The organism is Saccharothrix longispora (assembly GCF_030852425.1).
GTDB classification, from domain to species: domain Bacteria; phylum Actinomycetota; class Actinomycetes; order Mycobacteriales; family Pseudonocardiaceae; genus Actinosynnema; species Actinosynnema longispora.
The window spans coordinates 14,652-28,352 of the sequence record NZ_NSDM01000030.1; the positions used below are offsets into that span (position 1 = coordinate 14,652).

The 13,701-nt window shown below is 72.7% G+C and carries 8 protein-coding genes and 1 pseudogene; 4 read left to right on the forward strand and 5 right to left on the reverse strand.

Translation table 11 applies throughout. The features are described 5' to 3' along the window. Positions 1-106: 106 nt before the first annotated feature. Both CKY47_RS35585 and CKY47_RS35590 read left to right on the forward strand, forming a co-directional pair. Positions 107-382, forward strand: a pseudogene (locus tag CKY47_RS35585) (helix-turn-helix domain-containing protein); the annotation flags it as partial. A 280-nt stretch (positions 383-662) separates the two neighbouring features. Beyond that, complete coding sequence (locus CKY47_RS35590) at positions 663-1,151, forward strand: hypothetical protein (RefSeq protein ID WP_306750790.1); 489 nt, start codon at positions 663-665, stop codon at positions 1,149-1,151. 175 nt (positions 1,152-1,326) lie between these two features. Here CKY47_RS35590 and CKY47_RS35595 read toward each other — a convergent pair whose 3' ends face one another. From CKY47_RS35595 to CKY47_RS35605, 3 genes are all read right to left on the reverse strand, one after another. Then, positions 1,327-2,460 (reverse strand): IS701 family transposase, encoded by a 1,134-nt coding sequence (locus tag CKY47_RS35595; RefSeq protein WP_306750791.1) that lies wholly within the window; start codon positions 2,458-2,460, stop codon positions 1,327-1,329. Positions 2,461-2,551: 91 nt separating this feature from the next. Then, entirely contained in the window at positions 2,552-3,667 is a 1,116-nt protein-coding gene (locus tag CKY47_RS35600) for an acyltransferase family protein (RefSeq protein WP_306750792.1), read from the reverse strand. An 879-nt stretch (positions 3,668-4,546) separates the two neighbouring features. Beyond that, complete coding sequence (locus CKY47_RS35605) at positions 4,547-5,170, reverse strand: response regulator transcription factor (RefSeq protein ID WP_306750793.1); 624 nt, start codon at positions 5,168-5,170, stop codon at positions 4,547-4,549. Between the two features lie 320 nt (positions 5,171-5,490). Between CKY47_RS35605 and CKY47_RS35610 the strand changes: the two genes are divergently transcribed. After that, positions 5,491-6,114 (forward strand): helix-turn-helix transcriptional regulator, encoded by a 624-nt coding sequence (locus tag CKY47_RS35610; RefSeq protein ID WP_306750794.1) that lies wholly within the window; start codon positions 5,491-5,493, stop codon positions 6,112-6,114. Here the strand turns inward: CKY47_RS35610 and CKY47_RS35615 are convergent, their stop codons facing one another. Both CKY47_RS35615 and CKY47_RS35620 read right to left on the reverse strand, forming a co-directional pair. Next, a complete protein-coding gene (locus CKY47_RS35615; protein WP_306750795.1) occupies positions 6,115-9,048 on the reverse strand; it encodes an AfsR/SARP family transcriptional regulator in 2,934 nt (977 codons plus the stop codon). Next, entirely contained in the window at positions 9,045-10,841 is a 1,797-nt protein-coding gene (locus CKY47_RS35620) for an AfsR/SARP family transcriptional regulator (protein WP_306750796.1), read from the reverse strand. The genes CKY47_RS35615 and CKY47_RS35620 overlap by 4 nt, the downstream gene beginning before the upstream one ends. A gap of 105 nt (positions 10,842-10,946) precedes the next feature. On the opposite strand from CKY47_RS35620, the gene CKY47_RS35625 reads away from it, so the two are divergent. Beyond that, on the forward strand, positions 10,947-12,971 hold the full coding sequence (locus CKY47_RS35625) for an AfsR/SARP family transcriptional regulator (RefSeq protein WP_306750797.1): 2,025 nt from the start codon (positions 10,947-10,949) through the stop codon (positions 12,969-12,971). Positions 12,972-13,701: the final 730 nt, after the last annotated feature.

A 13,701-nucleotide genomic window follows, 5' to 3' on the forward strand; every position in this document is an offset into this window, starting at 1 on the left:
CCGGCGACAAATCTGCCTGATCGCCCGGACGTCCCCCGCCTCGTGGGGCATCACGGCGTTCTCGACCTGGTCGCTGTCCAAGCTGCGCGACCATCTGCTCGCCCGCGCGGAAATGCTCGGCACCACGCCGGGATTCCTGCGCAGCCTGGACGAGGCGAAGCTGATCGAGCCGGAGCGCTCGTCAGGCGGCCACCGCCGCTACTCCCGGCACCAACTCCGGTTGGCCGCCCGGGTCAGGGAACCGGTCGACCAGGGCACGGGCCTCGACGCCGCGTGCCGCATCGTCACCCTGGAGGACCAGCTCCAGAAGGCCAGGGACCTCAACAAGCAGAACCAGACCCTCGAACCGGACCAGCCGTACCCGCCACTGCGCGGCGTGTGACCTGCCGGTGGTCGGGGACCTCACCCGGCGTCGGCACGACGAGCGCGCGTCACGGACTCGACCTCCGTGGCGCCCGTCACCCGCTCTGCGAGTGGCAGACGCGGACCACATCACTCCCGGTCCATTTCTTCCGGTGATCTCCCCGGTGCTCATCACTCAATTCGGTGAGATCCGACAATGCTCAATTGACAGTGCACCTGCGGTCTCGTTGTCTGATGGACGGTCGGCCTGCGATGCGGCTGACCGGTTCACCCCAGTGACTACGAGCAGGAGCACTCCCATGCACTTGATCAGGAAGATCGTCATCGCGCTCGTCGCGTTCGCCCTGGTGGCAACCGGCTCGGCGGTCGCCCACGCCGACGGCTCCGACCAGGCCCGGATCATGGGCTTGGGAGGTTATGCCAGCCTCCAGAACGTGAGCGACTCCCGGGTCAAGATCCGGCTGAGCGGCGTCCACTGCATGTACAACGGTGGAGTCGAAGGGTCGAACCTGAACGTCTTCGTGGGCGCGTACAACCCGGGCGACCGAGTTCCGCCGAATCCGAACAGGTATCAGTACATCGAGCAGAACGACGCCGGCGCCCCCTGTTACGGCGACAACTCCGACTTCACCTTCAGCGCTTACGACGAATCGAATCGCTTGATCGGCAGCGTGACGATCGAGGGCACGAAGTGGGGTTGGTACCTCGTAGAGGCGACCAACCCCAGGTGCTTCGACGTGGTGTTCAGCGATCCGTACCAGCTCGACTTCTACGTCTACTGCACCTAGTACTGCAACGGCACTTATGTGAGTGGGTAGCCGCGTCGTTTGTAGTGGCTGAGGCGGGCTTGGTGTTGGCGTCGTCGGCGCCAACACGACCAGGACCAGACGTGCTCGGCGCTGGTGGTGGGTCGTAGGACCAGGTTGATCAGCAGGCGTCGGATCTCGGGTAACGTGAAGCCGATCATGCCTGCGTGGCTGGCGCCGCTTCCCCTTTTGCCACAAGGGATCGCGTGACGGCGAGCCAGGCGTGGGCGAGCATGGACAGGGTGATGTGAGCATACCAGGCCCGCCAGGAGCGGACCTGGTAGTGGTCGAGTCCGGCCTCGTTCTTGGCCTGTTGGAAGCATTCCTCGATGCGCCAGCGGGTTCCGGCGATCCAGGCCAGGTCCAGCAGGGTCGACCGACGTGGTCCGTAGCAGACGTAGTAGGCGATGTCGGTCGGGTCGGTGATCGATCGGCGGGCGAGCAGCCAGTGTCCGCGGCCCGGTTCCCACAGGATGCGCAACGGCACCCTGGCCCAGTCGTACTCGCGCGGGCCGTGCGCCCCGGCGCCCACCGACAACCGCCGCCAGGCCCGCGCCGGCAGCCCGGCGACGAGGTCGTCGGCGCGGACCTGGCGGAAGTCGGTGGTGACCAGCGTGTCGTTGACCCTGGTCGCCACCACGTGCGCGATGTCGTGCTGCTCCAGCCAGAACCGCGGGTACTTGGCCTGCCCATAGGCCTCGTCCGCGGTCACCCACCCGAACGGAACCCCGGCGGCCAACGCCCGTTCGATCATCGCCATCGCCTGACGCGGCTTGGTGGCGAACCCGACCTCGTCGGGCACGTCGGCCGCCCGACACCGCTCCCGGTCCGCGGTCCAGGACTCCGGCAGATACAGCTCCCGGTCGATCAACGCGTGACCGCGGTCGGATGCGTAGGCCAAAAACACCCCGACCTGGCAGTTCTCCGTGCGTCCGGCGGTGCCCGAGTACTGCCGCTGCACCCCGGCCGAGCGGGTGCCCTTCTTCAGGAACCCGGTGTCGTCCACGATCAACACCCCGTCCTTCGCGCCGAGGTACTCAACGACGTAGCCGCGCAGGTCGTCCCGCACGCCGTCGACGTCCCAGTCCGCCCGCCGCAACAACCGCTGCATCCCGTCCGGCGACACCTCCCCGGCCCGCTCGGCCAGCGTCCAACCGTTCTTACGCTCCAACCCGGCGGTCAACCCGAGCAGATACTCCCGCGCCCGCGACCGGGACTCCGACCTGGAGAAACGACCACCGATCCGAGCGTGCACCCGATCCAATCCCGCCACAGCAACATCGACCACCACGACCGACATGATTCACTACCAAACAAGCAAGTGCCGTTGCAGTACTAACCGCAGGTCAGACGATGTGGCCGACTGTGACACCCCACGGGCTCTACGGCCGCCGGGGAATCGGCACGTGCTCGGCGTAGCCGAACTTGCGCGTGATCGGCCGTTCGACGAGGTGGAACAGCAGCGCGCCCACGGCCAGCGTGGCGGCGAACAGGACGAGCACGACCAGGCCGGCGGTGAGATTGTCATGTGTGCCGCGCAGCAGCCAGCCGCCGTAGATGACCACGACGCCTTGGCAGAGGTAGAAGCCGAAGGAGACGTCACCGAGCCACTGCACGGTCCGACCGCGCAGGGCGCTGCGGGTGCCCTTGACGTCGGCCGTGGCGGCGGCGCAGATCAGGGCGCCCAGCGGGATGGCGGTGGCGACGTTGAAGCCCCACACCACCGGCGCGTGCAGCGCGGCGACGTACCCGGCGACGGTCAGCAGCGCCGCGGGCAAGATGCCGATCGAGGGCCACCGACCGGTCGCCACGATCCGCGCCAGCACCATGCCCAGCACGAACTCGAACAGGCGCGAGGGCGGGAAGACGTAGCCAAACCAGAACTGAAGGTCCGAGAGCGGCGCGCCAGCTGACCGGGCGCCCGGGACGACGTACTGGGTCACGAGCTGGAGGGCGACCATGCCCGCGACCATGAGACCGGCCCAGGTCCACAGGCGACGGTCGGCGATGCGCTTGACGCCGCGCAGCAACATCGGGAACAGCAGGTAGAACAACAGCTCGCAGGACAGCGTCCACGCCGGCACGTTGATGCTGCGGTGGATCTCGACCTGCGGGAAGAACGCGTGCACCAGCAGCAAATTCGGCAGGTAGGCAACCCACGGCGTGATCGCCGCGGCGAACACCAGCAGCGTCGCGACCCACATGACCACGTGGTTGGGGAAGATCTTCAGCGCCCGCCGGCGCCAGAACGGCCCCACCGCCTCACCGTCGCGGGCCGACCAGGTCAGTACGAAACCGCTGAGGATGAAGAAGAAGGAGACGCCGACGTACCCGGCTTTGCCGAACAGCCACGACAGACCCTGCGCGGTGCCGGGATCGCCGAACGGGGACATCATCCCGTGCGGCGCGATCGGCGAGGGCATCATCACCGTGACGTGGAAGAAGAACACCAGCAGCGCCGCGACGAACCGCAGACCAGTCAACGACGGCAGTCGCACGACTTTCGGCGCGAGGTGGTCCGAGGATCCGGACCGCGCCAACCCGGTTGAGCCCATGAGTTTGTTCCTTACTCGACGAAGTGACGACCCTGTGGTGTGCGGTGGATGTCGTTCGAGCGACCCGGTGCCACCGCGCCGGTGCCGAACCGGGTTGTTCGACGGTCGCCGGCCCTGGACCGGGCGGCTACGAGGGGGCGCGCCGCCCGCTCCACCAGGTCGGTGGGGAGGGGTTCGGCGGATGTCGGGGTGTCGACGGCCGGGACCGACAGTGCGGGCATTCCTTCGCGACAACATCGGCGCGATTCCGGATCGAATGCGCTTCGATATCGACAAAGGGGCGAATGATCACACAAGGAGAAGCGGAGTAGGTGAGAAGGAAATTCGAGCGGTGATGCCGAGAGGACGGTAACACGGTCGAGAGCCCTTAGAAAGGTCTCCGCACCACGTTCTTCCCGCGGTGCCGACCACCCGAAGAGGAGGTCATCATCAGTACATCCACCTGCATGAACACATCCGGTCACACGGATGCGCCCGGCCACCGCGCCGCAGCCAGGACCACCTGACGAGGATTACCGAAACCTATTGTTCGTGAACTTCTCGTGCCTCACCGCGAGGAATGCCCGGACAGACGGGTCCACCGTTCCGCACGGCACCGACCACCTGTCCTTCCATGTCGGACTCGATCACGTGGTACTTGTCGCACCGCTCGCACCGGAAGCGCGGGGGCGGGTCGTAGTCGAACCAGATGGCGGCCATGGTTCTCCGATCCGGTTCGTGCGCGGGTGAATGAGCTATCAGCTCTGGGAATGCGATGGGAACGCGGAACCGCGACGGCGGTCGGTGCGACCGGGTTCGGCCGCACGGGTGGTGCCCGTCGGGTCAGATGAGGCCCGCGCGCACGGCGTACGCGATGGCATGCGGCCGGTTGCGCAGGCCGAAGCGGGTGGTGACGCCGTGGACGATGTTCTTCACCGTGCGCTCGGAGTACGCCAACTGCTCGGCGATCTCGGTGGTGTCCAACCCGTCGGCCAGCATCCGCATGACCCGCTCCTCGCGCGGGTTCAGCCGGTCCCGGGGGAACCCGCCGTCCGGGAGGGCCAGTTCCCGGTGCAACCGCTCGAACCTCCACAGCGCCGCCTCCACGTCGTTCGCCGACGGGGTGCCGCGGGTGTCCACCGCCGACCGCACGGCGTCCACCAGCAGCTCGGTGGTGACCGCGCTCCTCGGCAGGAGTGCCACGACTCCGCACTCGACCGCGGTCTGCGGGTCCGCCCCGTCCAGGTCCGCGACGACCATCACCACCGGGAGCGCGGTCGCCTGGGCCCGGCACAACCCGTCGACCACCTCGCGGGTCAGCGCGGTCACCGCGACGACCATCACCTCGGCGCGGTCCCACCGGTTGCCGGGCGGCAACTCGAACTCCGGCCAGGTCTCCAACTGCCCGATCAGCCCCGCCAGGCTCAACGGGTCCTCGGCTCGGACGGCCACCTTCACCTTCCGCACTACCGCCTCCCAGGGTGAGCGGTTCCGCGGGCGCGGCGCACGCGTCGCGGAACGGGACAGTCCGGCCGGGGTGCCACGCGGCGGACTCGCGTATTCCACATAACGGAGCACGTGAGAGCAAGATCGCGCCGGGGCGTGGCCCCTTGGGGAACGGGCTTCTACCCCGAAGGCCGGCGGACCCCGCAGAAGCGGGGCGGGCACCGCACCCCACCCGTCGACCGGCCGCGACCGCATCCTCCACGGCCACCTCCACGGCGTGAAGAGTTCGTGGAGCCCCCGACCGCAGACTCGGAGCCGGAACACGAGTTGGGAGGGAACCGGTGGCACGCGTTCGAGTGGCCGTCAAGGCGTTCGACAGGATCACCCACATCGGCCTCGTCAAGTCGCTCGGCGGTCACCCCGGTGTCCTCGTGGTGCCCGACGCGGAGTCGGGTGACGCCCAGGTGCTGGTCATGGCGGCGGATCGGCTGAGCTACGACGTGGTGGCGCGGCTGCGGAGCGGGGCGGAGGAGTCCGACACGCCCGTGGTGCTCGTCGCCGACCAGCTGGACGACGCCGAGCTGCTGGTCGCCATCGAGTGCCGGGTGGTGGCCGTGCTGCCCACGGCGACCGCCACCGGCGAACAGCTCGCGCGCGCCGTGTCCGCCGCCGCGGGGGGTGGCGGCGTGCTGCCGCCCTCCCTGGTCGGCAAGGTGCTCAAGCACGTCGAGCGGTTGCAGCGCGAGGTGCTGACCGCGCACGGCGCGGCGCCCGCGCGGCTCAGCGAACGCGAGATCGACGTGCTGCGGCTGGTGGCCGACGGCCGGAACACCGTCGAGATCGCACGGGAGCTCTGCTACTCCGCGCGCACCGTGAAGAACATCGTCGCGTCCGTGACCGGCAAGCTCAACCTGAGGAACCGCGCGCACGCGGTCGCCTACGCCGCGCGCGCGGGCATCATCTGATCACCCGTGCGGATCGGCTCCAGTCAACCCGGCGAGCGCGTCCCGGGCTTCCCGCGCCCGGAGGCTGCCGATCTCCTCGAACGCCTCCAGCGCGGCCTCGAACGAGACCCGCGCCTCGGCGAACCGGTGCGCGGTGGCCTGGAGGCTCCCCAGGCCCAGCAGCGCCGAGCCCTGCACGTGCCGGTTGCCGACCTCCACCGCCAGGTCGACGACCCTGGTGAAGCACTCGGCGGCCTCGGCGAACCGGTGCGCGGTGGCGTGCAGGCCCCCCAGGCCCAGCAGCGCCGAGCCCTGCACGTGCCGGTTGCCGACCTCCACCGCCAAGTCGATGGCCCGGGTGAAGTAGTCGGCGGCCTCGGCGTGCTGCCCCGCCGCCAGGTGCAGTTCGGCGATGCCCAGGAGGGTGCCGTTCTGCCGCTCCACATCACCTATTCGGACCAATCGGTCCAGGACACCGAGGTAGTGGGCCATGGCGTCGGGGTACCGGCCGAGGGCGGCGTAGGCATCACCGAGGTTCGCCAGCAGGTTGTCGTACGTCGGGACGGTCGACATGACAGGGTCGTCCACTGCGGGCTCCAGCACCTCCACGGCCTCGACCGGGCGCCCCAGGGCGAGCAACGCCATGCCCATGGCGTTGACGACGTTCAGCCGGAGCGGCAGCCGCGCCGACGAGGTGACCGCGTCCCAGTCGCCCTGCTCGCAGATGTCCAGGACCTCCTGGTAGCGCCCCAGTTGGTAGTAGGCGCCGGCCACGTTGTAGCGGCAGACCCACTCGAAGGACTTGTCCCCGATCCGGCGGCAGGACTCGATCGCGGTGTTCATCGTCGCGATCCACTCCGACCAGTGGCCGCGCAGGTGGTAGAACCCCACCAGGTGGTGCGCCGTCATCCAGGCATGGCGGTCGAACCCGGTGGAAGCCGCCGCCGACACCACCCGCACGCAATTGACCAGCTCCTCGTCGCACCACCCGGTGGCCTCGGCGAGCGTGTCGAACGACGGCGGCGTCACGTCGGGGCCGGGGGGCGTCAGTTCGGCCAGTGGGACCCGGCCGACGAGGATGTGCCGGTCGGCCGCCACCGCCCCGTGCAGGTACCAGTCGAACAGCCGCCGCCGCGCCGCCCGACGCCGGTCGGCCGATTCCTCGGTGGCGAACAGTTCGGCGGCGTAGAGGCGCACGAGGTCGTGGAACTGGTGGCGACCGCCGGGCAGGCGCTCGAGCAGGTTGCAGTCGACCAGCACGCGCAGGGCGTGATCGGCAGCCGATCGCGGGACGCCCGCCAGCGCCGCCGCGGCCGGAGCCCTGAAGTCCGTTCCGGGGAAGCCGCCCAGCAGTCGGAAGACGCGCGCGATCTCCGGTTCGAGCGCCAGGTAGGACCAGGAGATCACCGTGCGGGTCGCCGACGCCTCGTCGTCGACCTCCAGCAGGTCCAGCCGCTCCTCCACCACCGCCAGCTCCTCGACCAGCTCGGCGAGGGACTGCATCGGCCGCGTGGCCGCGCGCTCGGCGGCGATGCGCACGGTCAGCGGCAGGCCCCCGCAGGCCCGGACCAGGGCGCGGGCGGCATCGGGTTCGGCGTCGCGGCGCTCGCGGCCCACGATGTCCGCCAGGAGGTCCAGGGCCTCGTCCTCGGCGAGCGGTCCGACGTGCACGGCCAGCGCCCCGTCGACCGCGACCAGGCCGCCGAGGTACCGGCGACTGGTGACCACGGTGAAGCAACCGTCGTCGCCGGGGAGCAGCGGTCTCACCTGGTCGGCCGAGGCCGCGTTGTCCAGCACCAGCAACACCCGCTTGCCCGCGGTGGCGTCGCGGAAGGCCGCCTCCAGCTCCTCCGGGTGCCGGGGCACCTCGTCGTGGCGCACCCCGAGGGCGCGCAGCAGCACGCCCAGCGCGTCCACGGCAGTCATCGGCTGCTTCTCGGGCCCGAACCCCCGCAGGTTGACGAACAGCACGCCGTCGGGGAAGGCGTCGGCCACCGCCGTGCCCAACCGCACGGCGAGACCGGTCTTGCCGGAGCCGCCCGCGCCGTGCATCAGCGCGAGCCGCGAGCCGCGCTCCGAGGGACGCGCCGCCGCCCGCACCAGGTCGATCTCCCGACGCCGGCCCGTGAACACCGGGACGTCGTGCGGCAACTGCGCCGGCACCGGCGCCGGAGGGCGGCCGGCGGACGCGCCGCCCGGTCCGGGGCGCAGGGCGAGGAGTTCGGCGTCCGGTTCGAGTCCGAACCTCTCGGCCAGTACGTGGACCACGTCGTCGTGCAGCTCGACGGCCTCGTCGCGCGCACCGCACGCGACGAGCGCGGCCACCGCCCGCGCAACCAGGCCCCGCCGCGTCGGGTGGTCCACGGCGGCGGGGCGCAGGACGTCGGCGACACGCCGGGTCCGGCCGAGGCCGAGCGCCGCGTCAGCCCAGTCCTCCAGCAGGGCGAGGCGGCGCTCGGTGAGGCGTTCCCGCTGCTCGCGGGCGAACGGGCCGGGCAGGTCCGCCAGCGGTTCACCGGTCCAGCAGGCGAGTGCCGCGCCCAAGGCCCGCACGGCCTCCTCGGGCCGCTGCCCGGCGAGCAGGTCGGCCGCCCCGCGCGCCAGCGCCTCTGCCAGGTGCGCATCCACCGCGTCGAGCGGCAGGTCGAGCCGGTAGCCGCCCCGGACGGTGACCAGGACACCGGGCGCGCTCCCCCGCGCGCGGCCCGGTTCGAGCAGGCCGCGCAGCGCGGAGACGTAGGTCTGGAGGCTCCCGGCGGCGCTGCGGGGCGGGTTCCCGCCCCAGAGCAGACCGGGCAGCTCGTCGCTGCGGACGACCTCACCCGCGCGCAGCGCGAGCACCGCCAGCAGCGCGCGTTGCAGCGGGGGCCCCGCCGGCCGGGCGCCGTCGCCGCCGTTGACGGACACCTGTCCCAGCAGGGTGATGCGCGGGATCGAGGCTGCCTCCCGGTTCACCGCGACACCCCCGCGCACAGGGCCCGCACGGGAGCGGTGACGGCGAGCACGTCCCCTCCGCCCCGGTGCGCCAAGGAGAACGCCACCAGTTCGTCCGCCGCCGCGCCGCCCTCGCCCACGACGCGGCCGCCGCCCTCCAGCAGCAAACGGAGCAGGGTGGCGGCGTCGTCGGAGAGACCGGAGAGGACGCGCGCGAGGCGCTCCCGCAGGCCGGCGGGCTCGTCGAAGGAAAGCACGTCGAGCCTGCGGGCCTCGTCGGCCAGGTCCTCGGCCAGGTCCCGCAGCTCCGCCTCGCCCGGTGGGCGGTCCGCGTCGCGGGTGAGGTGGGCCAGTGCCAGCCGCAGCGCGGCGGGCAGGTACCCGCACGACCGGGCGACCTCCGCCGCCGCGGCGCGGAGCCGGACGTCGAGCGGTCCGCCGCGGCCACCGGTCAGCAGCGCCACCGAGTCCTCCTCGTCCAGCTCCCGCAGGTGCACGCGGTGCGGGCCACCCGGGCCGGGCTCCGGGAACGGGCCGGGCTCCGGGAACGGGCCGGTGACCAGCACCAGACCCGCGCCCGCCCGCACCCCCAGCAACTCGCGGACCTGCGCCGGGCTCGACGCGTTGTCCAGCAGCACGAACACCCTGCGCCCGGACAGCGCCGCGTCCAGCACCCGGGCCTTGTCCCCGACCCCGGCGGGCAGCTCGTCCCGGGGCACGCCCAGGTGGCGCAGCAGGCGGTCGAAGACGTCCGAGGCGGTCGCCGGCGGTCGGTCGGGCAGGTGCCCGCCGAGGTCGACGCGGATCTGCCCGTCGGGGTGGCGGGGTGCGACCTCGTGCGCGAACTCCAGCGCCAGGGCGCTCTTGCCGACCCCGGTCAGCCCGGTCAGCAGGATCGTCGCGCCGGGCGAGGCGGCGGCGCGCAGCCGGGCGAGCTCGGCCCGCCTCCCGGTGAACCCCCAGTCCCGGTGCGGCAGGTGCGCCGGGGAACGCCGCGCGGGCGGCACCGGTGCCGGAGGGGCGGTCGGCTCCGCCGCGCCAGCGTCGGCCCCGTCGGCGCACAGCAGCACCCGTTGCAGTTCCCCGATCGCGGGTCCGGGCGCCACCCCCAACTCCTCGCGCAGCCGCCGGCGCAGCGCGGCCAGCTCCTCCAGCGCCTCCGCGATCAGCCCGCAGGCGTGCAGCGCCTGGCAGAGCAGTTCGACGAGACCTTCGTCCAAGGGGTTCTCGCGCACCAGGGCGGTGCACTCGACCACGGCCTCCCGGTCCCGCCCGCGCGCCACCAGCGCCCGCACCCCCGCCCGCCGCGCCGCGGTCCACGACGCGGTCAACCGGTCGCGCTCGACGTCGGCGTGGGGGCCGCTGACCCCGGCCAGCGGCGTGCCGCCCCACAGGCCGGCGGCGCGGCGCAGGTCGGCGAGGCAGCCCTCGGCGTCGCCGCGGCCCTCCGCCTCGCGTGCCCGGGTGACGAGCCGCTCGAACACCACCGCGTCGACGTTGTCCTCGGGCAGGCGCAGCCGGTAACCCCGCTGGTCACCGAGCAGGACGGCCGACGCGTCCGCCGCACCGCCGGGTTCGAGGACCTTGCGGAGCGCCGACACGTAGGTGTGCAGGTTCCCCAGCGCGCTGCGCGGCGCGTCCGGCCCCCACACCGAGCGGATCAGCTCGTCGCTGGAGACGGTCCGGCCGACCCTGGCCGCGAGCACCGCCAGCACGGCGCGCTGCCGGGGACGACCGACGGCGACCACCTCGCCGTCGCGCGCCACGCGCACCGCCCCGAGCAGCAGGATCACCGGAGTGGAACCCCCGCTCATGCTGTGACCCCCGCAATCCCGGACCGCCGTTCGGCCCACCGACCCCGGCCGTTCGGCGGCACGCTCCCCTGGACAACCGCTGATCGGTTCACCATGATGCCACCCATGCCGGTCTTGATCGGGCTCCTCGGACCGCTGGCGCTCCGCGTGAACGGGCGCGAGGTCCCCCTGGGCCCGCCGAGGCGGCGAGCCGTCCTGGGATACCTCGCCTGTCGTGCCGGGAGCACCACCACCAGGCACGACGTGGTGGACGCGGTGTGGGGCGAGCGGGCACCGACCTCGGTCGTCGGCAACCTGCACACCCACGTGTCCGAGCTGCGCCGGGCGCTGGGGACAGGCGCGGACGACGGCGCCCGGGGGTTGTTGCGGACGGTCGGCTCCGGGTACCTGCTGGACGTCCCCGAGGACGCGGTGGACGCGCTGCGGTTCCAGCGCCTGCTCGGCGAGGCCGACCGGGCCGGGCGCGACGGGGAGCGATCACGGGCGCTGGACACCTGGCGGGCCGCGTTCGCGTTGTGGCGCGGCACGCCGCTGGCCGACGTGGACGCGCCCTACGCCGAGGCCGAGCGGACGAGGCTCGACCGGCTCCGGGTCGTGGCGGCGGAGCGGTTCACGGAGGCGTTGCTGGCCTCGGGCGAGCGCGCGGAGGCGCTGGCCGTGGTCACGCCGGTGAGCGACGAGCACCCGCTGGACCAGCGGCTGGCGGCGTTGCGCGTCCGGGCGCTGGCGGCGGGCGAACGGCGGGGTGAGGCGGCGGCGCACTTCCGGCGCACCCGCGACCTGGTCATCGCGGAGCTGGGGATCGACCCGGACCCGGTGCTCCGGCGTGCCCACGCGGAACTGCTCGTCGCGGAGCGCGTCCCCGCGACGGACCGGACGGCCGTGACGCGGCTGCCCGATGCCCCCGCCGGGTTCACCGGCAGGGAGACCGAGTTGCGGACCCTGGAGGACCGGTGCGCGCGGGCCGGGCACGAGCGGCTCACCGTGTGCGTGGTCGGCGGGCCGCCCGCGGTGGGCAAGACGTCCTTCGCGCTGCGCCTCGCCCACCGGGTGCGCGGGCACTTCCCCGACGGCGCGCACTTCCTGCCGATGGACGGGAGCGCGGCGGGTCTCGGCCCGCGGGAGGCGATCCTGGCGGTGTTGGACGCCGTCGGCGGCGGGCCGGACCCCGTGCCGGACGACCTGGACGAGCTGGTCGGTGCCTACCGCAGCCGGCTGGCGGGGCGGAAGGTTCTGCTCGTGTTGGACGACGCGCGCGGCGTCGGTCAGATCCGGCCGCTGCTGCCGACGGGCTCCGGTTCGATGGTCCTGGTGACCAGCGGTTCGCGGCTGAGCGGCCTGTCCGCCCGCGACGGCGCGCTGCGGGTGTCGCTGGGTCCCCTCCCCGACGACGAGGCCCTGGGACTGATCGGCGCGCTGATCGGCGAACCCCGGGACGACGCGGAGCGCGCCGCGGTGACCGAACTGGTCGGGCTGTGCGCGGGGCACCCGCTCGCCCTGCGGCTGGCGGCGGAGGGGGTGCTCGCCGCGAGGCCCTGTGGTCTGCCCGACTTCCTCTCCGGCCTCCGCGACGGGCGGAACGGCCTGCGCGTGCTCGACGCGGTGCGCGCGGGCGGCGGGCTCATCAAGGCGCTCACCCGCCCGCTGCGCGACCTGGGCCCCGACCCGGCGGAACTGCTCGCGCTGCTGAGCGCCCAGCCCTGCACGACGCTCACGGCGCCGGCCGCGGCCGCGCTGGCGGGGTGGGAGGTCCTCCGGACCCGGCGGGCGCTCGACGCGCTGGCGGACGGGTACCTCGCGGACTGGGGCCCTCGGGGCCGCTACCGGCTGGAGGGGTGGTCGCGGTGCTACTCGGCGCTGCACGCCGAGGGCGCGTTCACCGACGACGTCCCGCGGCAGGCGGAGCTGCGCCTGGTGGCCTGGTACGCGCGCGCGGTGCGGGTGGCGCGCTCCCTGGTCGACGGGCGGGCGCCGACGGGCGACGACGCGGACGCCGTGCCGTTCGCCGGTCCCGCGGAAGCGCTCGACTGGTCGACCCTGGAGCGGGACAACCTGGTGCTGCTGGCCCGGCGCGCGGCGGAGCTCGGCGCGGAGGATGCGGCGCGGGCGCTCGAACGCGGCGTGCGGTGACCGGCGGGTCAGCGGTCCGCGGACAAGGGACGATGGTGCCGTCGTCCGCATGAACCACGTGGCGTCCTCGAACTCCGGCCACTCCGGACGCCCGGTCTCCGCGCGGTGCCCGGTCTCCCCCGGCGTCGCCCGGATGTGGAGTCCACCGAGGACCGGTAGTGGGATTGCGGCGGGACGGCCCGCCACCGGGGTGGCGGGCGCGGAACCCGGCCTCAGCAGGGGAGCTTGCCGTACTGGGTCTGCGCCCAGCTGCACCAGCGTGTGACCCGAGTCGAACGTCCGGTCCAGCACGGTGCCGCGGTACCAGGTGCCGCTGTGGTACTGGAGGTGGAACCGCTCGCCCGTGGAGACGGTGGTCTCGGTGCAGCCGCCGCCCGGGTGCACCGCGTACGTCGAGAAACCGCCCCGGTCGGGGAAGTGCGCCGACACGCTGTAGTCGGAGCCGTAGTTGCACAGCTTGAAGGCGGCGGTCGCCGCCGAGGCCGTCCCGGCCGTGCCCGTCATGAGCACGACGCCGATGTCGAACCGTCCGTCCGACACGGCCATGCTCCCGAGGGCGGGGGGTGGCGACAACGCCCACGGGGTCCCGCTGCACCAAAGCCGTCCGGGTCCTGCACCCGAGGACCGGCCCCCGGCGATTTCCCCCGACCGGTGAACCCTGGGGGCGGTCGGCGACGTGTTCCCCGGAAGGGCGGTCGGTCAAGTGCTCCCGGGAACAGTGGAGTTCGAC